General features: G+C 70.1%; 19 protein-coding genes. 12 read left to right on the top strand and 7 right to left on the bottom strand.

The window, feature by feature from the left end; translation table 11 throughout:
* Positions 1-170: 170 nt before the first annotated feature.
* On the bottom strand, positions 171-1,349 hold the full coding sequence (locus tag ACGFN2_RS19225; RefSeq protein ID WP_393361901.1) for an alpha/beta hydrolase family protein: 1,179 nt from the start codon (positions 1,347-1,349) through the stop codon (positions 171-173).
* 305 nt (positions 1,350-1,654) lie between these two features.
* Here ACGFN2_RS19225 and ACGFN2_RS19220 point away from each other — a divergent pair, with 305 nt between their 5' ends.
* Positions 1,655-2,644, top strand: coding sequence for an ArsR/SmtB family transcription factor (locus tag ACGFN2_RS19220; RefSeq protein WP_393361898.1), 990 nt, complete (start codon positions 1,655-1,657; stop codon positions 2,642-2,644).
* 572 nt (positions 2,645-3,216) lie between these two features.
* Here ACGFN2_RS19220 and ACGFN2_RS19215 read toward each other — a convergent pair.
* Positions 3,217-3,630, bottom strand: coding sequence for a hypothetical protein (locus tag ACGFN2_RS19215; RefSeq protein WP_393361896.1), 414 nt, complete (start codon positions 3,628-3,630; stop codon positions 3,217-3,219).
* Positions 3,631-3,716: 86 nt separating this feature from the next.
* Positions 3,717-4,274: a DUF3291 domain-containing protein gene (locus tag ACGFN2_RS19210; protein ID WP_393361893.1), complete on the bottom strand. Its 558-nt coding sequence runs from the start codon at positions 4,272-4,274 to the stop codon at positions 3,717-3,719.
* 510 nt (positions 4,275-4,784) lie between these two features.
* Between ACGFN2_RS19210 and tap the strand changes: the two genes are divergently transcribed.
* From tap to ACGFN2_RS19185, 5 genes are all read left to right on the top strand, one after another.
* On the top strand, positions 4,785-7,049 hold the full coding sequence (gene tap, locus ACGFN2_RS19205) for a telomere-associated protein Tap (protein ID WP_393361890.1): 2,265 nt from the start codon (positions 4,785-4,787) through the stop codon (positions 7,047-7,049).
* A 9-nt stretch (positions 7,050-7,058) separates the two neighbouring features.
* Entirely contained in the window at positions 7,059-7,616 is a 558-nt protein-coding gene (tpg, locus tag ACGFN2_RS19200) for a telomere-protecting terminal protein Tpg (RefSeq protein WP_362614104.1), read from the top strand.
* Positions 7,617-7,816: 200 nt separating this feature from the next.
* Complete coding sequence (locus tag ACGFN2_RS19195) at positions 7,817-8,380, top strand: hypothetical protein (protein WP_393361887.1); 564 nt, start codon at positions 7,817-7,819, stop codon at positions 8,378-8,380.
* 147 nt (positions 8,381-8,527) lie between these two features.
* Complete coding sequence (locus ACGFN2_RS19190) at positions 8,528-9,334, top strand: alpha/beta fold hydrolase (RefSeq protein WP_393361884.1); 807 nt, start codon at positions 8,528-8,530, stop codon at positions 9,332-9,334.
* 115 nt (positions 9,335-9,449) lie between these two features.
* Positions 9,450-10,190, top strand: coding sequence for a DUF6193 family natural product biosynthesis protein (locus tag ACGFN2_RS19185; protein ID WP_393361881.1), 741 nt, complete (start codon positions 9,450-9,452; stop codon positions 10,188-10,190).
* A gap of 140 nt (positions 10,191-10,330) precedes the next feature.
* On the opposite strand, the gene ACGFN2_RS19180 is transcribed toward ACGFN2_RS19185, so the two are convergent.
* Entirely contained in the window at positions 10,331-10,738 is a 408-nt protein-coding gene (locus ACGFN2_RS19180; RefSeq protein WP_393361878.1) for a RidA family protein, read from the bottom strand.
* Between the two features lie 114 nt (positions 10,739-10,852).
* Between ACGFN2_RS19180 and ACGFN2_RS19175 the strand changes: the two genes are divergently transcribed.
* Positions 10,853-11,236, top strand: coding sequence for a helix-turn-helix domain-containing protein (locus ACGFN2_RS19175; protein ID WP_362614819.1), 384 nt, complete (start codon positions 10,853-10,855; stop codon positions 11,234-11,236).
* A gap of 34 nt (positions 11,237-11,270) precedes the next feature.
* Here ACGFN2_RS19175 and ACGFN2_RS19170 read toward each other — a convergent pair whose 3' ends face one another.
* Complete coding sequence (locus tag ACGFN2_RS19170) at positions 11,271-11,924, bottom strand: TetR/AcrR family transcriptional regulator (RefSeq protein ID WP_393361875.1); 654 nt, start codon at positions 11,922-11,924, stop codon at positions 11,271-11,273.
* Between the two features lie 201 nt (positions 11,925-12,125).
* Here ACGFN2_RS19170 and ACGFN2_RS19165 point away from each other — a divergent pair, with 201 nt between their 5' ends.
* The 5 genes from ACGFN2_RS19165 to ACGFN2_RS19145 all read left to right on the top strand — a co-directional run bounded on the left by ACGFN2_RS19165 (position 12,126) and on the right by ACGFN2_RS19145 (position 18,566).
* Entirely contained in the window at positions 12,126-12,770 is a 645-nt protein-coding gene (locus ACGFN2_RS19165; RefSeq protein ID WP_393361872.1) for an SRPBCC family protein, read from the top strand.
* Between the two features lie 99 nt (positions 12,771-12,869).
* On the top strand, positions 12,870-13,673 hold the full coding sequence (locus tag ACGFN2_RS19160; RefSeq protein WP_393361869.1) for a class I SAM-dependent methyltransferase: 804 nt from the start codon (positions 12,870-12,872) through the stop codon (positions 13,671-13,673).
* A gap of 375 nt (positions 13,674-14,048) precedes the next feature.
* Entirely contained in the window at positions 14,049-15,884 is a 1,836-nt protein-coding gene (locus ACGFN2_RS19155) for a glycoside hydrolase family 15 protein (RefSeq protein WP_362614809.1), read from the top strand.
* A 239-nt stretch (positions 15,885-16,123) separates the two neighbouring features.
* Positions 16,124-17,542 (top strand): purine-cytosine permease family protein, encoded by a 1,419-nt coding sequence (locus ACGFN2_RS19150; protein WP_393361866.1) that lies wholly within the window; start codon positions 16,124-16,126, stop codon positions 17,540-17,542.
* A gap of 553 nt (positions 17,543-18,095) precedes the next feature.
* Positions 18,096-18,566, top strand: a complete 471-nt coding sequence (locus tag ACGFN2_RS19145) for an ATP-binding protein (RefSeq protein ID WP_393361863.1) — start codon at positions 18,096-18,098, stop codon at positions 18,564-18,566.
* A 388-nt stretch (positions 18,567-18,954) separates the two neighbouring features.
* Here the strand turns inward: ACGFN2_RS19145 and fabV are convergent, their stop codons facing one another.
* A complete protein-coding gene (gene fabV / locus ACGFN2_RS19140; protein ID WP_393361860.1) occupies positions 18,955-20,163 on the bottom strand; it encodes an enoyl-[acyl-carrier-protein] reductase FabV in 1,209 nt (402 codons plus the stop codon).
* Positions 20,164-20,340: 177 nt separating this feature from the next.
* Positions 20,341-22,659 (bottom strand): hypothetical protein, encoded by a 2,319-nt coding sequence (locus tag ACGFN2_RS19135; RefSeq protein ID WP_393361857.1) that lies wholly within the window; start codon positions 22,657-22,659, stop codon positions 20,341-20,343.

Genomic DNA, 22,659 nt, shown 5'->3' with positions numbered 1-22,659 from the left:
ACGGAACGAGAGACATGCGCGAGGCGACGTGCCATGGTCCTACGGTCCGCGAGCGTATGGCGAGAGGCCGGGCCGGAATTCGTGACGGGCCGTCAACGCCGCCGGGCCGGGAGGCGAGTCCGGGGCCGGCGGTGAGCCCGGGGTCGTCCGACAGGTCCCGACCGCGCCCGTCAGCACACGGGCAGGTGCCGGGCGAAGAACGCGTGCACGTGGTGGCGGACCAGGGGAATCGATACGGCCGGGTCCAGTGCGCCGATCAGCTTGATCCGGTTGTCGGCGGTCATCAGCCCGGCGGCCTGGAGCTGGGGCGCGAGGGCGGCGTAGTCGGTGAACACCCAGTGCGCGGCGTGGTCGAGCTCCCGGCGGCTGGTGCAGCCGGGCGAGCGGGCGAGCATCGCCGACCAGGAACGCTCCAGCTCCTTCTGGTGCGGGAAGCCATCGGTTCCCAGCAGGAGCAGCGGACGGTGGTCCGTGCCGTATTGGGCGATCGGGAAGAGTCGACCCTCCTGGCCGGGGGACTCCGGCGGATGGTCCAGAAAGCCCTCAAGGTTGATCGCTGCGTGGATGCGCCGGTCCTCGTACATCGTCTCGGCCGCGGTGGTGCCGCCGGCCGAGTGGCCGTAGATGCCCACCCGCCGCAGGTCCAGGGCCCGATCGAGGTGCTGCGGCAGCGGGCGTCCCGCCGCGTCCGGGTTCTGCCCGGCTGCCAGGGCCTCCAGTTGGTCGAGCACGAACCGGATGTCCGCGATCCGGGTGTCGATCACCGTGCGGAACAGCGCCGGGTCCGTTCGGGGGTCGCCCCGGAAGACCGTTTCGCGGACCCTTTTCCTCCCCGCCCGCACGCGGGGGAATTCGACCTCACTGCCGTCGCCGGGGTGGTCGACGGTCACCACCACATATCCGCGGCCGGCCAGTTCTTCTGCGATCCCGGTACCGAGGGTGCGCGGATCGCCTCCGCCCGGGCTGTACAGCAGCACGGGGCGTCGCACGGCCTGTGCGGGCGCGCCCGTGTGCGCATGCGTCCGGGTGGCCGCCCAGTTCACCCCCTTCACCGGCAGCCCCTCATGGAAGAGAGGGTCGATGAACGGCAGACGCTCCGCGGCGCCCCTGGTCATCTGCGGCGCGACCGGGTAGCCGCTCACCGTGCGGGCCGGATAGAACACCGTGGCCATCACCTCCCGAACGGGCAGCGCCTCCCATGGGTCGCGCCTGGCGTGATCGACCAAAAACAGCGTGGTCACCCCGATCCGGTACGGCCCGGTCGGCGCCGGCAACCGTAGGGTGAGGTCCTTCGCGCTGCGCGGCTTCCCGGTCTGTGCCCGCGCCACACCGCCGCCCGCGAGCAGCATCGCGGCTGCCAGCGTGGCTGACTTGGTGAGGGCCCGACGGTCTGTCCCCGTCGCCTTCTCCTCCCCGGGCACGCCATCGCTGCCGTGATCCGCCGCAGAAGCTCCGCCTGCACGCTCCCCACCATGGACGCTCTTCCGGAACATAGCTCTCCCCTTGTGCTTCTGTGACGTCGGTCCTTGTGCCTTCCGGCGGCCCCCTGCGTGAATGGAGGGGGCTTGACCTGGAGGTTGGCACCCGGCGGGGAGATCGGGCCATCGTTGAGGCCCTGCCCTAAACGATGGCGATGGTGCCGGCAGGGGGAGTAGTGCTCCGTATCCACTTCACGGCTGCCGACTTCGCCCGCGTCCGGTTCGCACCCCGTCCGGCCCCGCTGCAAGAGCTGAACGTGGCCCTGATGAAGATGTGTTACCCGGACGAGCCCTTGCTCTTCGGCCGCTGGCGACGACGGTTGCTGCGGTCCCTGCCGCCCGTTGTCCAGCCGCTCGGCGACCTGGTTCCCGCCGAGGCGGCCCCCAATTTCCTCGATGTCTTCAGTGACACCCTGGAGGATGGGCTGGACACCGTCCGCGCAGCGCCCCCTGCCCTGGTCCGCTCCGAAATCGAGCGGGTCTATGCCCGGCAGCCCGCGCCGGCACCGCTGTGGCTCCGCGATCTGCACCAGGGCGACGGCGCGGCCTGGCATGTCCTCCGCCGCGCCCAGCAGGCGGCGTTCGATACGGCCCTGCGCCCCGTATGGCCCCTGGTGCAGGATCTTCACCAGGCGGAATTCACCCGCCATGCCCTGTCCGTCGCCGAGCACGGCATCGGCGCCGCACTCGCCGAACTCGTCCCGGGCGCCCGGCTGCACGGCAACGTCTGGCAATGCGCGGCGCCCTACGAGAACGACATCGAGCTGCACGGCCGCGGCGTACTGCTGTTGCCCACCTTCCACTGGACCGGCCACCCGCTCATCTCCGACCTGCCCAACCACCCGGTGGTCGTGACCTACCAGGCCGGACCGGGGCTGCCGCTCTCGCCGTCCGGGGCGGTCGGCACGGACGAGGCGCTCGCCGGAGTACTGGGACGCACCCGCTTCGACATCCTGCTCCACCTCGCGGCGGAGCACACCACCAGCGAACTCGCCCGCCGCCTGAACGTCAGCAACGCCACGGCTTCCGCTCACACCGCCGCACTACGCGGCGCGGGCCTGATCACCACGACCCGCGCGGGACGGTCGGTCCTGCACCGGCGCACCGCACTGGGGAGCCTGCTGGTGCGGCACGGTGACCGACGGGGGCGTGGGGCGAGTGGTTGAGTTGTTGCTGCTGCTGTGGCTTGGGGAGGTGTGAGGCCCCGGGCTTGATGGGCGTGCTCCCCGCTGCCGTGCGGGCTGTCTATACGGCAGGAATCCGGTCGCGCTCCGGGGTCGAAGCCGACAGGATGCGGCCATGGCAGATGCTCTCTTGCCCGCTCGCGCCCAGGAGCTTTGGGTGGAGCTGGCGGGCACACCGGTCGAGTTCCGTCCCTCAGGCGCGGCGAGGGTGGTGGTCGCGCCCGGGTCGCGATGGTGTCCGCCGTCTTGGACCGGGGTTGTAAGGATCGCTGAGACCGTCGTTGTCACTGCGCCGAACGAGATGGTCGCGGGGATGATGGGCGACGACCGTGCGGCACCAACGCCTTCTGTCTCCGCCGGGGAGACGAGGCGGTGGCCGCAGCCGGGTACCCGGCTGCGGCCACCGCCTTGACTGCCGCCGAGAGGAGGGAGTTCTGCCTCTTCGCAAGAGCTGTGTCGCTTGTGAACGGGAGTCCGTTCGGAGCCCGTCTCATCGGAGTTTGCTCGCTGCGTGATGGTGGGCTCCTCTCGGGTTCAGTGAAGTCAAGAGCCTCCTATAAGCCCCCGGGGCTGGTCTCCCCGGCTCGGGCGGCGGCCGCCGGCTCAAGCAGGGACCAGCCGTCGACCTCCACCGCCCGCCGCTCTCCTGGCTGCCAGCCACCGGCCAGTGCCACGTCGAGCAACGCCCGGACGGCGCCCGGCTCGTGCAGATTCAGGCCTGCACCCTGGGTGAAGCCAACGTCCCCGGAGCCGAACGGGGCGCCGCCCGGGACGTATCTGCCGGGACCGTCGGCAAAGACAATGCGCAGTGGGCCGCCGGTGCCGGCCGGTTGCGGGGACAGCGTCAGGACGTGGCGGCAGTCCATGGACCGGCCGTCGTCGTGCGTTCGGTGGCTGTGGCGCATCGTCCACATGTACACACGCCCGTCGGCGACCAGTCGGCGGGACTTCTTCGCATGGCGAGGCACGCAGCCGAGGGTACGCGGCCTGATCTGCGAACACCTCTAACAGTGATCAAGCTTTGACAGCGCATCCAGTCGTTGAGGCTTCCTTGTCAGTGCACCTGATCACACTTCGGCCCGATGTCTTTGACCCTGGCCGGAGTTCCGTCCGGGGCGAATGAGCGGTGGAAGGTGAAGGCGTGCGGCGCGGAGCCGTGGTCGTGGAGGTGTTCCAGCTTGGAAACCCCGTCCTGCCAGGTGGGTATCACGCCGTCGGAGACCCACCAGGACACGTAACTCGGGTGTTCTGGCCTCTCGAACCAGTCGTAACGCCTGTTCAGTGCCTCACGGTGCAGACCGGTGTAGACGGCCTCGAAGGCGGGGCGCAGGTCGGTCCAGAGGGAGAGAGTCGTGGCCAGGGCGGTGGTTTCCACCGTACGGCCCTTGTCGTACCAGGTCGGTACGGCGAACTCTCCCCATGCACCCCAGTCCGCTCCGAAGAACATGCCCCGGTCACCGGCTGCCGCTTCAGCACGCCCGAGGTATCCGGGGTGCTGACTGATCTTCTGGTAGACGGCCGCACCAATGTCGTAGAACTCGTTCGTGAGAGGTGTGGGATCGGCGAGAGGCGACTTGAGGACGCCGAATGTGTACAGCGCAAGATGGGGCATACATCTCTCCCTGGTGGGGGTGCCTGGTGTGGACCCGAGGTGGACCGGTTCGGTGGCTTACGCACGGGGGCGAGGGGCAGTGGGGCGTGGCCAACTCATCCCGTCGCGGGCGGCTCAGCCTGAAGGAACTCTTCTGTGACCGTGGGCGATCGCCGAAGACCAGGTGAAGGTAGCCGCCTCTGCGGGCCCTGTCGAAGTTGCGTTTTCCCTGTCCAAGTGGCTTCTTGTACGGGTCATTTCGGGGGCTGGGGCGGTGGTGCTGCCTGCGGCTATGGAAGTCCACAGCGGCCCAGCAAATGCCGAGAAGTAGCATCGGCAACCCCGTTCAAGCCGGTATGCCCGGGGCGACGCCAGCGGCGTTGTCGGCGTCGACTGTGTCCACTTCCAAAGGGCACAAGACCAGCTCAAACGGGATATATGTCGCCCCACTGCTGGGCGGTGTGATCCGGTGTGCGTTTCGTAGGCGTTTCGTGGTGCGCTTCGGATAGGGTGGTGGCGGAGGTGTTCCCTGTGCCCAACGATCGTGATGCGTTGTTCGCGTCGGTTGATGCGCTGCTCGCGCAGGCTGCCGTGCAGGATGCTCTGCCCGAGCCGGCCGAACGTAAGCGGCTGCGGGAGGCCGGTGGCCTGAGCCAGGATCAGGTCGCCAAGGCCCTGTCGGTGCGACGCGAGACCATCACCAGTTGGGAGCTGGGCCGGACCGAGCCACGGGCCCCGAAGCGCGCCGCCTACATCCGGCTTCTGGAAGGCCTGGCCGAACGCTTCCCCGCTCAGGGGACTCATGCCCATGGCGGCACGCCGACAGTCGCCACGCCCGGAGCGAGCCATGCTTCGGCCGCCACGACGCCACCTCCGGCCCCGGCTGAGGCTCCGGCCTCGGCGCCCAGCCCTGGCACTGCTCCTGCCTCCGCCCCTGCCCCCGTCCCCGAGTCTGCACCCGTCCCCGCCCCCACCCGGCCGGCAGGCACCGGACGTACCGGCCCCTCGTCCACACCCTCGTCCTCCGCCTCGCTCCCATCCACCTCCCGTCGCCCGCCCGCCAGGAACGCCGCGGGCAAAACACCGGCCAAGGGCCCAGCCGCCACGCCGACCGCGCCCCCGCCCGCCGCCGACCCCCGGTTCGCCCACGGCCCGCTCGCCGTGCTGGACGGTGACGGCTCGGCCTACTCTGTCGACGGTCTGGTGCTCGACTGCCCTGCCACGACCTTTCCGGCCCTGGTCGACTGGGCGCTGAACGAAGCGAAGCTCGGCGCGCCGCGCCTCCACCGTCACGGCAAGGACGCCGATCCGCTCGTCGTCATCACCGCCGACGCCGCCGAACGCCTGGGCCTACCGGGCGAGTTGGCGGACCGACGTGGTCTGCGGCTTCCGGAGGACCACCAGGTCGTCCGGCAACTCCTGCGTGCGAAGTGGCGGCTCACGCGCCGGGGCTTCGGTCCCTGGCCGCGTATCTACCGGCCGGCGCAGGGCGGGGAGCGACAGTGTGTGCAGTTCGCGATCCTTCCCTGGGGCGCGCTCGACACGCGCTCCTGGGGGGACTCGGGCCAGCTGCCGCCGGCCGAACTCGCGCGGGTACTCGGCTCGTACGCGACCCGGGTCATCACCCCGCGCGGTTCGACGGCCGTCTGCGGCCTGGAGCTGATGACGGCACTGCGCCCGCCGACCCGCGCCGTCAGGGACGCGGCCACCGGCTCATGGGTGTCCGGTCCGAACCCCGGCGCCCTGGCCGAGCCCGTAGACCCCGCGCCGCCGGAGGCGCCCGGCGAGCATCCGGTCGTGGCCGCCCACTACCCCCGTCACCACGAACGCACCCCGGACCAGATCCTGGACGAGGAGGCCTTCGACTGGTTCCGGCCGCTCACCGACGAGGAGTGCGCGCGGGGCTACGCCTACGGGGTCGGGATCGACGTCAACATGGCCTTCGCCGCCGCCGCGAATCGACTCACCGTCGGGACCGGCGCGGCGACACACGTCAGCTCCCCGGCGTTCGACCCCAAGCTGCCCGGCACCTGGCTGGTGGACCTCTCCCACATCGACCTCGATCCGCGGCTTCCGTCGCCCTTCACCCCCAAGGGCACCCGTCCCACCGGCCCGGCCTGGTACGCGACTTCGACCGTCGCCTACGCGGTGGAACTCGGCGCCCGGGTACAGCCGGCCGAGGCGTACGTCCGGTACGAGCACGGCGCCTACCTGGACGCCTGGTACACCCGGCTGCGCGACGCGTACATGGCCACCATGGCGGATCTCGGTGTTGCCGCCGGTATGCCGGACGACGAGTTCCTCGCTGCCATGGCCCTGCACAAGGACGCCGACCCGGGACAGGCCGCCGTACTGTCGGCCATCAAGTCGTCCGTGAAGGGCGGTATCGGTAAGCTCCGTGAGCGGCCGCAGGGCATCGGCTACACATATGGCGAGCGGTGGCCTGCTCTGGAAAGGCCGACCTGGAGCCCGCACATTCGCGCGGAACTGATCGGCAAGGCCCGCACCAACATGCACCGCAAAATGCGGAAGCTCGCCTCGGCCGGGGTTTTCCCGGTCGCCGTGCTGTCGGATTGCGCCGTCTACCTCTCGCACGGTCCCGGCCCGCTCGACTTCCTTCCCCGTACGGAAGACGGGAAGCCGTTGCCGGGCGGGTTCCGGCTCGGGGTCTCCCCGGGAATGGTCAAGCACGAAGGCACCCAGGATTTCCTGTGGGTGGCCTCGATGATCGAGGACGAGCAGATCAACCCGGCCCGGCACATCAAGGGCAGCGACGCCGCGGTCGGCGGAGAGTAGGCATACGCGATGGGAATTCTCGGCGACAGTCTCGACAAGGCCGCGGCGCATACCGCCACGCGCCCCATCCCGAAATCCGCCGGCGTGCAGATGAGATTCCTGGTCAAGCGCGAGAAGGGATCGACCAAGGTGGTGGCGCAGCGGCTGGGCATTTCCCAGCGCACGGTGGAGCGTTACCTCAAGGACCAGATCAAGCGCCCCCGTGCGGAACTGGCCGCTCGGCTCGTCGCCGAGGTCACCAAGGATTGGCAGCCGCGAGTCCGAGAGCGGGCCAAGAAGAAGGCGGCCAGTACGACCGGCATCGTCATCGAGACCCGGGCGCGCTTCGGGTTCACCGCCGCACCGGGCACCACCGACGACGGTCGCATCCGGCTCATCACCCAGCATCTGCCCCCGTCGTACGCGGCCCGCCTCTTCGACGCCCAAGCCACCGGTGCGTCGGAACAGCAGTTGCAGGACATCGCCGCGGAGGGCCTGCAGGAGATCTACTTCAAGGACCGCGGCCGACGGGCCGACGGGCTCCAGGTGGAGTTCACCGACATCGACTATGTGGAGATGGACTTCTAGCGGCTGCGCAGAGGTGGCGGGCACCGGCCTTAATGTGACTTAGCGCTTCAGTTGGCCACTTAGCGGTTCATCTGGCCACCGCTGCGCTCAGCGTCCAGCCGCCTGGTGAGCGGGGTACCTGGGCCGGAGTCGAGTCGGTCCTCGGCTGCCCAGCCGACCCGCTCACGGGCACCGGCTGGGGGTCCAGTAGCGTCCGTTCCATGGTCACCCTCGATGCCCTCGTCCGCCTCTGCCCTCCGCCTGCCGATGCGCTGCCTGCGGTGGACTGGGTGCAGGCTGAGCGCGCCCTGGGTGTGGCTCTGCCGTCCGACTACAAGCAGCTCGTCGAGACGTACGGCGACGGCATCTTCGACGACACGATCTGGCTGCTCGTCCCCGGCTCCGCCTACAGCGACTGTGACCTGCACGCGCAGACGACGGAACGGGACGAGATCCTGGCCGGCCTGTGGGAGTTCGAGGACAGGCCCGCCGGCCTGCTGGAGGCGGGGGCGCGGGTCCTGCCGTGGGCGTTCGAGGAGGGCACGGGGGCGTTCCTGTACTGGCTGGTGCGGCCCGGTCAGCATCCCGACGACTGGACCGTGCTCTACAACGAGGGGCGCGGCCCGCTGTGGGAGCAGCACGGCATGGGATGCCTCGCCTTCCTGCTGGCGGTACTTACAGGAACGGCGGAAACGGAATATTTCGGCTACCTCTACGACGTGCTGAAGCCAACGGAGCACCGCTTCGCGACTGCCGACCAGACCCTCAGGGCACCCCGGCACTGACGCGTTCCAGCCGCTCTCGTACAACCTGACTCACCGCTGGCGTACCCAGCTGAGCGCCGTATCTGGCCAGACTGGCCAACTAGGACGCTCAGTCACACTTAAACAAACGTCTTGTACGCGCGTATAGATCCTCTCTATGGTGATGCCATGGACACCGACCCTGCCACCGCCACCGCCAAGCGCTCCGCGTTCACCGTCGACGGCCGCGCCCTTTCCTACGTGGACTTCGGCGGCCCCGGCCGGCCGCTGCTCGCCCTGCACGGGCACATGTCCGAGGGCCTGTCGTACGCCGAGTTCGCCGCCCGTCTCGCCCCGGAGTGGCGGGTCATAGCCCCCGATCAGCGCGGCCACGGCGAGTCCGGCCGGGCGGCCGACTATGGTCGGGAGGGCTACCTCGCCGACCTCGAAGCCCTCATGGAGCACCTGGGTCTGGACCGCGTGGCCCTTCTCGGCCACTCGCTCGGCGCGATCAACGCCTACCAGTTCGCGGCCCGGCACCCCGAGCGCGTCACCGCGCTGATCAATGCCGAGGGATGCGCCGAACTCGGCCTGGACGGCGGCAATCCACTGGCGTTCGTGCTGAACCTGCCGGAGGATGGCGCCCGCGACCGGGAAGCGTTCCTCGCGCAACTCGGCCCGTACGCACCGTACTTCGAGTCGGCCGTTCGCGAGCGGCCGGACGGCACCTGGGGCCTGCACTTCCACCCCCAGGACATCTACGACTCCGAGGACCAAGTACACGGCGACCACTGGGCCGACTGGACCGGCTCCACCTGCCCGGCACTGCTGGTGCGTGGCGCCAAGGGCGGCGTGCTGCCGGCGGAGCAGGCGGCACAGATGGTCGCCCGACGCCCCGGCACCCACCTCGTCGAGCTGGACACCGACCACTTCGTCTACGCCAACGACCCGGCCGGATTCGCGGCTGCGGTCCGCGACTTCCTCGCCGCGGTCTGACGCCGGTCCGCGGCCTGGTGCCTCGAATACCAAGACCACGAACGAGCGGACGTATCTGCTCACCGCCGGGGGCTGCCCGCCCCGGGATTCGGTGGCTCGGGCACAATCAGGAGCCGTGGCCACCGCTCCTGACCCCGCAGTCCTGTACCCCGACGTCGCGGCCTACGGCAGTCTCGCCGCAGCGCTCCAGGCAGCAGCCGAAAGCCGACTTGATGCCGTCCCCGTGACGTCCCGGGACACCGCTCCGCTGCTCCACGCGGCCGTCGCAAGCACCTTGCCGCATCGCGAACCGCTGGAGATCAGCGCTTGGTGGCACGAACGGCAGTGGTCGATCCGCGGCACGGAACCGTTCCAGAGCCTGACCCTCATCGAGGGCACGACGGACGATCTGGCGGAGGTCGCCAGGGCCGCCCGTGCGTGGCACGACGGGGCGGCCCTGAACGACATCCGCCAGGCGGTGCCTTTCGTGCGCCTGACCGGACGGTTCGAGGTGCCCGTCCCCGACCCCGTGCGCCTGGTGGAGTCCGAGTGGCAGAGTCTGCGCCAGGTGGCGAGCGAGCTTGATGTTGCCTGGCAGGAGGCGTACCAAGCCCTGATCGAGGCGGCGCACGCCGAGCCGGCGCTGCGCGCCCTCTACCCGTTCACGAGCCACTGGGCGCTGCGCTTCTCGTCCACCACCCGGCCGCACCTGACCGTGGTCGGACCGTGTCTGATGGCGAACAGCGACGGCACGTACAGGGTGGAACGGGACTTTGCCCGCGAGGATCTCGGCCGATTCGCCACGGCGCAGGAGGCTGTGGCGCTGGCCGTGCGCCAACTGCCGTCCGGGCTCGGCCCGGTCGCGCTCGGCGAATGACTCTGCTCGGCCCCAGAGCCGTGTTGCGGTGCCGGCGATCGTCCGGACGGTGACAAAGCAGCGCAGGCCCGGTAACCGGTGGCCGTCGTGCGGGCGCAGAGCACCGCACGACCCAGCGGTTCATGAGGCCCTGCCCGTCCTCAGTCGAGGACCGCGGTGGCTTCGATCTCGACCAGATGGGCGGGGACGTCCAGTGCCGCGACGCCCAGCAGTGTGGCCGGTGGGACCGGGGTGACCCCCAGTTTCGCGGCTGCCCGGGAGATTCCCTCCAGGAGCAGGGGCATCTTGTCGGGGGTCCAGTCGACGACGTGGACGGTCAGTTTCGCCACGTCGTCGAAGGAACCACCGGCCGCGGCCAGGGCGGTGCCGATGTTGAGGTAGCACTGCTCGACCTGTGCGGTGAGGTCGCCTTCGCCGACCGTGACTCCCTCGGCGTCCCAGGACACCTGTCCGGCGATGAAGACCAGTCGTGATCCAGAGGCGATCGCCACCTGTCGGTAGACGTCGATGCTGGGCAGTCCGCTGGGGTTCATCAGGGTGATGGTCATGCTGCCTGCCTCCATGTCGTGCGAGACCCCTGTGGTCTCTTGTGGTTACTCAGGAACCGTAGGAGAGTGCCTGCTGACATGGAAGAACGCACTTTTCGGTGACGGGGGAACCTGATGGTGACCAAGCAGCTCACGGGCTCGCCCAAGGACGAGGCGGACCTGACACGCGCGGACTCGCTGGCGCGGGAGATCTTCTCGGACGTCGCCAACAAGTGGGCCTTCCTGATCATCGAGGCCGTGGGGGAACGCACCCTGCGCTTCACTGAGTTGCGCAACGCGATCGAGGGCATCAGCCACAAGATGCTCACCCAGAACCTGCGCATGCTGGAGCGCAACGGCCTGGTCGACCGGTGCGTGCACCCCACCGTGCCGCCCCGGGTCGAGTACACCCTCACCGAGCCGGGACGAGCCCTGCGAGCGACCGTTGCCGGCATGTGCGACTGGACCCACCGGTACCTCGCCCACATCGAGACCGCCCGCCACCGCTTCGACGGCTGACGGCGCCCGGTCAAAGGCGGGGCTGTACGCGACCTCAGGCCCTGGGCGCCAAGAGGTCTTCCAGCTCGGCGGCGAAGAGCCGGGCAGGGTCGAGGTGCATGCCGGTGAAGTGGCCGGCGAGTTCCAGTGACAGGACACCGTGCAGGCGGGTCCAGAAGGTCAGGAACCGGTGGAGGGCCTCGGGTGCGGCGGGGTGGTCGGCGGCCCAGTCCCGGTGGTCTTCCAGGTAGGCGGCGAAGGGTGACGTGGCGCTGTCCGGGGCGAGCGCCGCGCACGCGTCGAGCAGGGTCGTCATGATCTCGGAGGAGATGGCGGTGATGTCCGCGGGTGCGTGGTAGCCGGGGATGGGAGTGCCGTAGACGAGGAAGTACCGCTGGGGGTCCGTCAGGGCCCAGTCGCGCAGGACGTGTGCCAGCCCCGCCAGGTCGGCGCCGCTGGCGGCGGCCACGCGGAGGGTCTCCGCGAGGCTTCGGTATGCCTCCCGGACGAGTTCGGTGATCAGGTCGTCGCGGCTGGCGAAGTAGCGGTAGAGCGCCGGTCCGCTCATGCCCATCTGCTTGGCGATCGCATTGAGGGAGAGCGCGGAGGCCCCCGCCGTGGCGATCTGCTCCCAGGCGCGTTTCGTGATCTCCGCTCGCACCTGGGCCCGATAGCGCTCCCGTGGGGTGTTCGTGCCCGTCGTCGCCATGGCCTGCCCGTCCCCAATCAATCGGCTACACCCTCAAGGGTTGGTGAGAAGTTATCACGCGTCTATTGACCGCCACTTCGTCGCGCGTTACAAGTTATAACGAACGTGTGAGTCTCTAGTTAGTGGGGGCGGCGCCACGGTACGGCCGCGCCGCCCGCGCTTCGGGCCGCGTTCACCTCCCGACCGACAGAGGAGAACTCCATGTCCGGCATCCGTAGTACCGGCCTCCGCGCCACCCTGTTCACCGTCCCGCTCGCCCTCGCCGTCCTCGGCGCCGCCGCCGCACCCGCCGGGGCCGCCGGCGCCCACACCTCCCACCCCGGCAAGTCCCTCACCTGCCGTGGGAAGGGCGTCGACCCCGATGCCCTCGTCCGCCACCGGACCGAGACCGTCATCAACGCCCCGCTGCGCACCATCTGGAAGCTGCAGACCGACGTGGAGCGCTGGCCGTCCTGGCAGTCCCCCGTGAAGACCGTGGAACGCCTTGACCAGGGCCCCTTCCGCAGGGGTTCGGCATTCCGGTGGACGACTCCGATACCCCCCAACCCCTCAACTCCCGCCACCAGCCTGGACATCACCTCGACCGTCCAGCAGATCAAGCACCATGCGTGCATCCGCTGGACCGGCCCCGCGACCGGCGACGGACTGCGCATCGACGGTGTTCACGTGTGGAGCTTCACCAAGGTCAGGGGCGGTGTCCGGGTGAGTACCGAGGAGACCCACACCGGCGCCCAGGTCGAAGCGGACGTTCCCACCGCGACCAAGCTCCTCCGCGAGGGCCTCGAAGCCTGGCTGCGCGACTTGAAGTCCGCCGCCGAGGCCCGCGCTCACAACCGGACGCACTGAGCCGCGCATCGGGACGCGCCCACTGCGCGGCAGTCGGCGGTTCCAGTGCTTGTCCACAGGCACACGAGCCCGACTCCGGCCGTCTGCCAGAATCGCCGCATGGCTGATGACGACGCTGCACGCGGCTACCTTCTGGACAACAGGCAGTCCGAGGCGGGCGTCCGCTTCGGTGCCCTTGCCGAGCTGTTCGATCCGGTGACGTTCCGACACGTCGACCGGCTCGGAATCGGTCCGGGCATGCGGTGTTGGGAAGTCGGCGCCGGTGGTCCCTCCGTGCCTCTCGGGCTGGCCGAACGCGTCGGTCCGAGAGGCACGGTGGTCGCCACCGACATCGATGTGTCCTGGACCCAGGAGATCGCGGGCGGCCCGATCGAGGTGCTGCCTCACGACGTGGCGGCCGACCCGCCGCCGCCCGGCGGCTTCGACCTCGTGCACGCCCGGCTGGTCCTGGTGCATGTCACCGACCGCGCCGAGGCCCTGCGCCGGATGGTCCAGGCGCTGCGGCCCGGTGGCCGGCTGCTTCTGGAGGACGCCGATCCCGCGTTGCAGCCGCTGCTGTGCCCGGACGAGTCGGGTCCCGAACAGCAGCTCGCCAACCGGCTGCGGTCCGGTTTCCGTTCCCTGATGGCGGCGCGCGGCGCGGACCTCGCCTACGGGCGGACCCTGCCCCGAGTGCTCCGCGAAGCCGGTCTGGACGAGGTGCAGGCCGATGCGTACTTCCCCATCACCTCGCCGGCCTGTGCCGTGCTGGAGGACGCGACCGTACGGCAGATCCGCGACCGTCTGGTGGCGGAGGGGCTGGCGACCGACGCGGAGATCGACCGGCACTTGGCGAACGTCGCCACCGGGCGCCTCGACCTGGCCACCGCCCCGATGATCTCCGCGTGGGGACGCCGTCCGTAACCCACCCCGAGGGCGCCAGGGGGGTGTCCTCGGGCGGCGCTTCGGGGTGAGGGACAGCCGGGCTCGGCGAGGGCGGGGGAGCCGGCACTCGCGTCACGGTGAGTGGCCAATGGTCACCGTATGGCTTGGGTGGGCGACGGCCGCGGATCGTCGTTCTCCGCCGCCCGACGGCGCACGCCACAAGCACCACGACGCACACCACCAAGCATCACGACGCTTGCCACCACGCCCGCCGATGCCCCACGAAACCGCCATCACACAGCCATCGCACCGCCGGGCCGGGTAATTCTGCTGCGCATCCGGCCGGTCGCCGCTCGCATTGTCTGGGGGGTAATCTGAATTCACTGCATCTGCTCCCCCAGCCGGGGAGGGTATATGACCGCCGGTGTGAGCCTCCGCCCCAGTAAGGCGGACGCACTCCGTTATACGCCCATCGCCGAGCACGGCATGATCGGCGATATGCGTACCGCTGCGCTCGTCGGGACCAACGGCACCATCGACTGGTATTGCTGCGCACGGTTCGACGCGCCCAGTGTCTTCGGGGCGCTCCTGGACGCCGATCGCGGCGGGGCCTTCGAGCTGGCCGCGGATGTGCCTGCCCGCACGAAACAGTTCTACTTTCCCGACACCAATATCCTCATCACGCGATTCTTCGCGGACAACGGGGTCGGCGAGGTCCAGGACTTCATGCCGATCGTCGACGACTCCCGTGAAGCGGACCGGCACCGGCTGATCCGGCGGGTGCTCTGCGTGCGCGGATCGTTGCCGTTCACCGCCCGGGTGGCTCCCCGTTTCGATTACGGGCGCAGTGTGCACACCGTGAGTTCGCAGCAGGGCCAGATCGTGTTTGACTCCCAGAATCTTTCGCTGGCGTTGTCGTCCAGCGTTCCGGTCGAGATCGACGGTCCGGACGCCTGCTGCACGTTCACGCTGGACGAGGGCCACGCCGCGGTGTTCGCCCTCGACCGGATCGGTGACGGGGTGGCGCCGCGGGCCTGTCCGCTGGCGGAGGCGGAGGACTTGTTCGGTGCCACGGTGCGGTACTGGCGTAACTGGCTGTCGCACTCCCGCTATCGAGGACGCTGGCGCGAGATGGTGCACCGCTCCGCGCTCACTCTCAAGCTCCTCACCTATGCGCCGACCGGCGCGATCGTGGCCGCGCCCACGACCAGCCTGCCGGAACAGATCGGCGGCGAGCGGAACTGGGACTATCGCTATGCCTGGGTGCGGGACGCCGCGTTCTGCATTTACGCGCTGCTCAGGCTGGGCTTCACCGACGAGGCCAAGGCCTTTGTGCACTTCCTGTCCCAGAACGTCTGCCTCACGGACTGTGCCGCCGGCCCGCTGCAAATCATGTACGGCATCGACGGGCGCAGCGAACTGCCCGAGGAGGAACTCCTGCATCTGGAGGGCCACTTGGGCTCCAGCCCCGTCCGGATCGGCAATGACGCCGTCAACCAGCTCCAACTGGATATCTATGGCGCGCTGATCGACTCGCTCTACCTCTATGACAAATGGGGAGAGCCGCTGTCCAGCGAGCACTGGGACACCGTCGGCAAACTCGTGGACTGGGTCTGTGACAACTGGGACCAGCCCGACGAAGGGATTTGGGAGACCCGCGGTAAGACCCAGAACTTCCTCTACTCACAACTGATGTGCTGGGTGGCGCTGGAACGGGCGATGCGGATCGCCCTTCGCCGGGGGCTGCCGGCGGACATGATCCGCTGGGGCGCGGCCCGGGACGCCATTTACCGGCGGATCATGGACCGTGGCTGGTCCGGAAAGCGCCAGGCGTTCGTTCAGCACGAGGGCGACGATGTGCTCGACGCCTCGGTTCTGATGATGCCGCTGGCCAAGTTCATCTCCCCGACCGACCCGAAGTGGCTCTCCACTCTGGACGCCCTGGGGGAGGAGCTGGTGTCCGACTCGCTGGTCTACCGCTATGACCCCCGCAGCAGCCCCGACGGGCTGCGGGGCGATGAAGGAACCTTCTCGATCTGTTCGTTCTGGTATGTCGAGGCGTTGTCCCGGGCCGGCCGAGTGGACGAGGCGCGGCTCGCCTTCGAGAAGATGCTCACCTACGGAAATCACCTCGGCCTGTACGCAGAGGAAATCGGCCGCACCGGCGAACAGACCGGCAACTTCCCCCAGGCCTTCACCCACCTGGCACTCATCAGCGCCGCATTCAACCTCGACCGCGCCCTGGGCTGAGGCCGCGCACACCGGACACCTGGTCGCCCGCTCGACGTGCGGCCGTCCGGTGGCTGATCCGGGGACCGCCGTGATCCCAGGCGACGGCGCACCCGCCCGGCGCCCTGAGGACGCGCCCTGCGGACGGCACAGCCTCCGTACGGTAGCGGCCGTGGTGGCGGCGCCGTGCCAGGGGGCCGTGACGGGCGGGCCGGCTGTCCGGCCTACCGTAGGGCGCATCTGTTGATGCCTGGAGAGTCATGACCATCGAAGAATCCGCCTTCCGGGGGCGGATGCCTGCCCGGCCCGGCGACCTGGCGGTCGAGCGGCACGGAATCGGCCCGGTGCCCGAAAACAACCGCTATGGAAAGGCTGCCCGCCTTTTCACCGTCTGGTTCGCCCCCAACCTCACCATGACGGGAGTGTTCTCCGGCACGGTCGGTGTCTCGCTGGGGCTGGACTTCTGGACGGCGTTCACCGCGATGGTGCTCGGCACGGTCGTGGGCGCGGTCCCGGCCGCCTACCTGGGCACGTGGGGCAGCCAGACCGGAACCGGTCAGCTCCCGCTCTCGCGGCTCGCCTTCGGACGCGGGGTGGCCCTGCCCGGCATCATGCAGTGGCTCTCGTCCGTGGCCTGGGACGCGCTCATCGGCCTCTTCGGCGGCGAGGCGCTGGCGCAGCTCCTCGGCTGGCCGTTCTGGCTGGGGGCGCTGGTGGTCCTGCTGCTCCAAGGGGTCGTCGGCGTCTTCGGCTACGAGGCGCTCCATCAGCTCCAGACGGTGATGACCTTCGTGCTGGGTGCCGCGTTCGTGGTGCTCAGCGTGCGGCTGCTGTCCGGTGTGCCGCTGCCCGTCTCGGGCTCCGCGCACGGCGCCGACCGGTTCGGGGCCTTCGTCCTGACCAGTACCATCGCGCTCAGCCTGGCCGTCTCGTGGGCGCCGTACGCCTCGGACTTCAGCCGCTACCTGCCCCGGACGACGTCCCGCCGCCGGATGTTCTGGTACTCCCTGCTCGGCATGGTGCTCTCCTTCGCCTGGGTCCAGGCGCTGGGGCTGTGGGGAGCCGAGCTGTTCACCGACCAGACCGCCGCCGGGGTGCACGGACTGCTGGGCGGCGGCGTCCTCGGTGCCTTCGGGCTGCTGGCCATCGCCGCCGCGGCGGTGTGCAGCAACGCCATGAACGACTACAGCGGCTCGCTGGCCCTGCAAGCGGCCGGCATACGGGTTCCCCGGCCGCTCGCCGCGGCGGCGGCCGCCGCGCTCGGCTTTCTGCTCGTCCTCTGGATGCACGGCGCGGACACCACTCTCCGCTTCCAGAACGTGCTGCTGTTCGTCGGCTACTGGATTCCCGGGTTCGTGGGCATCGTGCTCGTCGACGCGTGGCTGCGGGCCAGGGCCCGGGGCGGCGCGCCGATCGACGTCGAGGCCGAGTTCGGCCGTCCCCAGCCGTGGTGGCCCGCCTGTGTCGCCTTCGTCGTGGCCTTCGCCGCGGCCGTGCCCTTCATGGACACCACCCTCTTCGTCGGCCCGGTGGCGGCCGCGCTGCACGGTGCTGATTTCGCGTACTACGTGGCGTTCCTGGTTTCCGTGGTGGTCTATGCACCTTTGCGGCTTTTCGTGCGCGCTGACGGCGCCCAGGCGGCGGAGCCGGTCGCGGCCGCACGGGGAACGGAAGGGTGAGCCGGGCGCGTGGTGCGGGCGGCCCCGGGCGTGGGACGCGGCGCCTGCCCTGAGGCGTCTCCGAGGCTGCGCCGCCCTGGCCTGGCAAGGGCTTCCCCGGGCGAGCGGAAGGCGGGCCGGGGGTGCCGCGCTGAGGCGCCAGCCGTACGACGGATGGAACGCAGGCACTTTTACCCGTCGAATCGAGCGGCAAACTCAGGGGTGATTTCCGAATGCCCGCGACGGATACGGGCACGCGAATGTCCAGAGGATGACAACTGCGGTACCCCTTCTTCTGATGCTGCCGCGCTGATCGTTTTCGGTGCCGGAATCGGACGGTGAGCCTGATGGCCCGGGAGGTCATCGTGCTCACCGTCCGGCTTCCGGCACCGTGAGATGGTCCGCGGCGCATCGCTTGTCCGTGCCCGCCGGGACAGGCCAGAGTTCGATCATTCCGATGTTGCGAACGGCAAACATTTTCGTCCGAACTCGGATATGTGTGGTTGATAGCTCGGGAAGGGGGCACGCTTTCCGGCCTGAAGGCAAGTCGACGCGATACGAGGTGAGCTTTATCATGAGCACCGCCGAGGCTCCGCGCACGGTCACGGCGTTGCCGGTGCTGGAGCTTCAACTGGACTGCTATTCCGAAGTGGTCGGGCCCGCCCGGCATCTTGCGGCCACCTTCCTGGAGCGTCTTGAGCCGGCTCTGGAAAGGGACTCCAGCGACGCGGTGATCTTGGTCGTCTCCGAACTGGTCACCAACGCCGTACGGCATGCGGGCGGGAAGCTCTGCACGCTGCGGCTGACCGCCGACCCGGAGTCGGTGCTGGTCGCAGTGGGCGACTCCAGCCCCGCGCTGCCGCGGCCCCGTACCCCCGACGTGTCCGGAGAGGGCGGCGGCTTCGGCTGGTCGATGGTCTGTCGCCTCGCGTCCTCCGTGGAGGTCCACAGCAAGCCGGCCGGTAAGACGGTGACGGCGGTCATCTCCCGTCAGGACACCTCGGGCAGCGGTCCCTCAGACCGTGACGCGACAGCCACGGCCTGAGAGCGCACCGCACACTCCGCATTTCTCGGTGACTCCCGTCACCGCGCCCGCCGGCTGATCCCCTGGAATTGATGGGGGTATACACGCAAGGCACTCGGCATCAGCGGCGAGACGGATCATCCCCCTCGGCGGATGGATGAGGACGGCGAAACCGGAAGGGCCGAGACGACGCCCCGGCATCACCCCCGAATTGTCTGACGGCTCAATCCCGTTCCGATTGCACCGTCTCGCAACCGTTCGAATCTCCGGCCCGGTCAACAGCCCGGTCAACGCAGTGAGTTACTCCGGCAAACCCTAGGGTGACGGAAACGCGGCCACATCCGGTGACGGGCGCTCGAAATCCTCGTCATCACCGCTGCCGAGCGCTCGCCGGCATTTCCTTCCGGGGTCAGGAGCGGGCGTCCGGCCAGGGCACCTGGGTGGCGGTCGGGGCCGTGTAGTCGATTCCCGGCACCGCGAAACCGTAGAGCCGCTGGACCTCGGAGTGGAACCAGCCGAGGTCGGCGAGGCGGGTGATGCTCTCCGTCGTGGCCGACTCCCACCGCTCGGTGACCGCCGCCTGGACCGCGCTGTTGAGCTCCCAGGAGTCGAGACGGACCCGGCCGTCGTCGTCGACGTCGAGGGGCCGGGCACCGGTGAGCTGGTCCCACAGGCCGGCCAGCTGGGCGACCGGCGGCACCATGCCGTCACCGAGCACCCCGCGCAGCAGGCCCACGTAGAGCGCGATACCGGGGATGGCAGTGGAGGACTGGGTGACCGCGGCGCCGTTGACGGAGGTCACCGCACGGCCGCCGACCAGCTTGCCCAGCCGCTCGTCGAGCGTACGGGCGGTCGCTTCGAGGTGGGACTTGGCGGCACCGATGGTGCCCTGCCGGTAGATCCCGTCCGTCAGCGGCGAACCGATGTAGGACAGGGCGGCGGTGGTGAATCCGTCGGCGAGCAGCTCGCGGCCGGCGAGATGGTCGATCCATCGCTCCCAGTCCGCGCCGCCCATGACCGCGACCGTCTGCTCGATGTCGTCCTCCGAGGCCGGTGCGGTCTCCACCTCCTTGACCTCCGGCGTCCCGTCGTTGTCGAAGACGAGCGTCTTGGTGCGGTACGCCTCGCCGATCGGCTTGAGGGCCGAGGCGTAGGTGGCGCCGGTGTCCGGGTCGGTGCGGCGCGGAGCGGCGACCGAGTAGACCAGATGGTCCAGGCGGCCGAAGCGCTCCCGGAGCAGCTCCGCGACCTGGTCCTTCGTCGCGTCGGAGAACGCGTCGCCGTTGAGGAACACCATCTCGTGACCGTGCCGGCGGGCGAGTTCGGCGGTGGCGGCGGTGCGGTACCAGCCCGCCGTGGCGGTGCGCCGCTCGGTGGCGGCCTTCTCGAAGCAGACGGCGATGCCGCGGATGCCCACCCGGGCGAGACCGGCGATCGTCGCGGCCAGCCCGTAGCCCGCCGAGGAGCCGATGACGAGCGCCACTGGCGCGTTGCCCGGTACCTCGGTGGGGGAGGGGACGTCCTGCCACATCTCCTGCACCAGACGCTCGCAGCCGGCCGGATGGGAGTCGAGGAAGAGGAAACCGCGGCTGCGCGGGGTGATGACTCGTTCGCTCATGACGCACGTCCTTCGGGTCGTCGCGGAGGAGGGGGCGGCCGGCGCACCGGCGCGCACCGCGTCCTGCAAGTCTGCGACCAAGCACCCTCGCATGATCGATTGCGCGGGCACAGTAATGAGCAGGGGGTTTTGGAGGTTTTCGCTCAGTTCGGGCAGAGCGGGCGGCGTGTTGACGTATCAGCGTGTCGCGGGCTGCCCCGTCGGCGGCAGCCCGCGCAGCCAGTGTTCCCCGGTGCTCCAGCCGAGGAAGCGGCGGGCCCGGCCGCCGAGCGCCGTTCCGTCGTCGGCGAAGCTTCCGCCGTCCGTGACCAGGCGCAGCCCCGCCAGCGCGGGCGCGAGCCGGGCGGCGACATGCGCCGGGTGACGGGCCGTCTCCTCGTCCAGCCGGTCGAGCAGCTGTGAGTGCTCGGCGGGCGGGCACAGCGAGAGAAAGAAGACCAGCTGCCGCCACGCGTACGCCGCGTCCTTGATCGTGGCCAACGGCCGCGGATGGTGATGCACCTGGGCCGTCAGCCGGCAGACCGTACGGAAGCAGCGGCCGGCCAGGTCCTGCCAGCCCGGCTCCGGGGCGATGCCCACCTGGCGCACGAGCGTGGCCAGGTTGTGCGTGGTGAGGATCTGCGCCTGCTCGATCACCTGGCCGTTCGCCGCCACCCAGCTCCGCCCGGACGACCCGGCCCGTGCGAGGCACAGCTGCGCGAACCGCGGGGAGCTGCGCGGCCGATAGCTGCGGGTCAGCGCCTCACCTGCCTCGACGACCGCGAGGTCGCGGAGCGCCTTGTAGTCGATGCCGTAGTAGCGCTCATAAATCGAGCCGCGCAGCAGCTCGCCCGCGATCCGCGCGGCCGTGAGGAACTTCGGGCTGAAGGTGCCCATGAAGATGTCCGCCGCCAGCTCCTCGACCATCGGCGCGCCGAGGTCGGCCTGGCGGGCCAGCACACCGAGTTCGCGGACCAGGGGGTTGGGCAGCAGCGTGCCGGGAAACCCCTGCACCGCCAGCTCGCCCAGCTGCCGCAGCGCGGACTGCGCCTCCTCCTGCGCTGCCTCGTCGCCCCGCTGCCCGGACACCGCCCGCACCCACGGCAGCTCCTCGACCCGTACCTGCCGCTCCAGACGGAGCAGTAGCAGCGAGCGGCGGTTACGGAACGCCCGGTAGTTCGTGGCCATCAGGGTCCGCAGCGCCTCGTCGGGGTACGCCTGAGCGGTCGTGGCGGCGACCAGCTGCGGCACCAGCTCGGCCAGGACCTCGGCCGACGGCACCACACCCCGCTCCACGAGGGTGCCCAGCGGAGCGCTCAGCGCCGCCTCGACGACCCTGCGGATCGTCGCCGGGACCGGCGCCCCCGGGGGCAGCCCGGTCTCCCGGTGCTCCTCCTCGGTCACCGGGACCACCAGGGCGTCGACATCGGCCGCGCCGATGTCCTGGGGCAGCGCGCCGAGACGGCGGAGCACCAGCTGTGCCAGCGCGTGGTGCGAGGGCAGCGCCCCCTGCGCAGCCTGCCGGCCACGCAGCGCCCGGTGCTGTTCGGAACCGGGCACTCCGCGGCGCCGCACCATCGAGGCGACGGCATGCTGCAGCAGACCGAGCCGGCGGGCACTGAGCGGACGCCCGGCGACGGTCTCCGCCAGGGCGCGGTGCAGGATGCCCAGGTTCTCCTTGGGGCTGCGGTGCTTTCGGCAGTGCGTATGGGCCGCCGCGAGCTGCCGGTACCTGCGTAGCAGTGCGGTCCCGCGCTCGCGCCAGTCCTTGTCCGGAGTGCGCGCGAGCACGTGCTCTCCCTCCGCCGTCTCCAGCCAGAGGACCAGCAGTTCGTCGGCGAACGGCTGCCAGACCGTGAGCGCCTCCCGCTGGGCCTCGATCGCGGCGTGCGGCCGCCGACGGGCCAGGGTCCGGCCGGCGTCGGCGACCGTCCGGCGATGCACGGCCGACGCGTCCGGCAGGGGCGCCGCCGACGGCCGGGGAGTGAACCGCAGCCGGCCGGCGAACGGTTCCAGCACCTCGACGAGATCGGCCGCCTCGGTCAGCTGCCCGGAGCGCACCAGCCAGGCGACGGTGAGCAGTGCGGCTTCCTCGGGCACCGCCACCTCGTAGCGCCCGTTGTCCAGCAGCGCCCACAGGTCGGCCAGCCCGGCCTCGGACAGCGCGTGCACGAAGAGCGCCCGGCGGTCGGCCGCCACACCCGCCAGCCGCGCCGCCTCCTCCTCGTACGGCTGGAGCGGCCCGCCGGCACTCGCCGCACCGGTCGCGAAGCCGCCCCGGACGACCTCGGGGGTCACCCAGGCCGGAAGCCCGGCCACCGGGGTGCGCGAACCGACCGTCAACGAGCCGCCGGCGAGGCCGTCCAGGACGCGTTGCCAGCGGTGGGCCCGGTCCTCCGCGCGTCGGCGGGTCCCGTCTTCCTCGTGGGTCAGCGCGGTGACGAAGGACTTCGCCAACTGGTCCTGTGCATAGGCCGGGACCCGGGTGAGGGGCTGCTGCTCAGCGTCGTCGTTCAT

Source organism: Streptomyces sp. NPDC048612 (assembly GCF_043199295.1).
In the GTDB taxonomy this organism is placed as follows: Bacteria; Actinomycetota; Actinomycetes; order Streptomycetales; family Streptomycetaceae; genus Streptomyces.
The sequence above is the reverse complement of the archived record's forward strand: the minus strand, read 5'-3'. Positions and strand labels throughout refer to the sequence as shown.

Excerpts from the sequence above, each read along its gene's own strand:
- ACGFN2_RS19225 (WP_393361901.1), bottom strand. The coding sequence starts at position 1,349 with ATGCTGCTCGCGGGCGGCGGTGTGGCGCGGGCACAGACCGGGAAGCCG.
- ACGFN2_RS19210 (WP_393361893.1), bottom strand. The coding sequence starts at position 4,274 with ATGCCCCATCTTGCGCTGTACACATTCGGCGTCCTCAAGTCGCCTCTC.
- tpg (WP_362614104.1), top strand. The coding sequence starts at position 7,059 with ATGGGAATTCTCGGCGACAGTCTCGACAAGGCCGCGGCGCATACCGCC.
- ACGFN2_RS19195 (WP_393361887.1), top strand. The coding sequence starts at position 7,817 with ATGGTCACCCTCGATGCCCTCGTCCGCCTCTGCCCTCCGCCTGCCGAT.
- ACGFN2_RS19190 (WP_393361884.1), top strand. The coding sequence starts at position 8,528 with ATGGACACCGACCCTGCCACCGCCACCGCCAAGCGCTCCGCGTTCACC.
- ACGFN2_RS19180 (WP_393361878.1), bottom strand. The coding sequence starts at position 10,738 with ATGACCATCACCCTGATGAACCCCAGCGGACTGCCCAGCATCGACGTC.
- ACGFN2_RS19175 (WP_362614819.1), top strand. The coding sequence starts at position 10,853 with ATGGTGACCAAGCAGCTCACGGGCTCGCCCAAGGACGAGGCGGACCTG.
- ACGFN2_RS19170 (WP_393361875.1), bottom strand. The coding sequence starts at position 11,924 with ATGGCGACGACGGGCACGAACACCCCACGGGAGCGCTATCGGGCCCAG.
- ACGFN2_RS19165 (WP_393361872.1), top strand. The coding sequence starts at position 12,126 with ATGTCCGGCATCCGTAGTACCGGCCTCCGCGCCACCCTGTTCACCGTC.
- ACGFN2_RS19160 (WP_393361869.1), top strand. The coding sequence starts at position 12,870 with ATGGCTGATGACGACGCTGCACGCGGCTACCTTCTGGACAACAGGCAG.
- ACGFN2_RS19155 (WP_362614809.1), top strand. The coding sequence starts at position 14,049 with ATGACCGCCGGTGTGAGCCTCCGCCCCAGTAAGGCGGACGCACTCCGT.
- ACGFN2_RS19150 (WP_393361866.1), top strand. The coding sequence starts at position 16,124 with ATGACCATCGAAGAATCCGCCTTCCGGGGGCGGATGCCTGCCCGGCCC.
- ACGFN2_RS19145 (WP_393361863.1), top strand. The coding sequence starts at position 18,096 with ATGAGCACCGCCGAGGCTCCGCGCACGGTCACGGCGTTGCCGGTGCTG.
- fabV (WP_393361860.1), bottom strand. The coding sequence starts at position 20,163 with ATGAGCGAACGAGTCATCACCCCGCGCAGCCGCGGTTTCCTCTTCCTC.
- ACGFN2_RS19135 (WP_393361857.1), bottom strand. The coding sequence starts at position 22,659 with ATGAACGACGACGCTGAGCAGCAGCCCCTCACCCGGGTCCCGGCCTAT.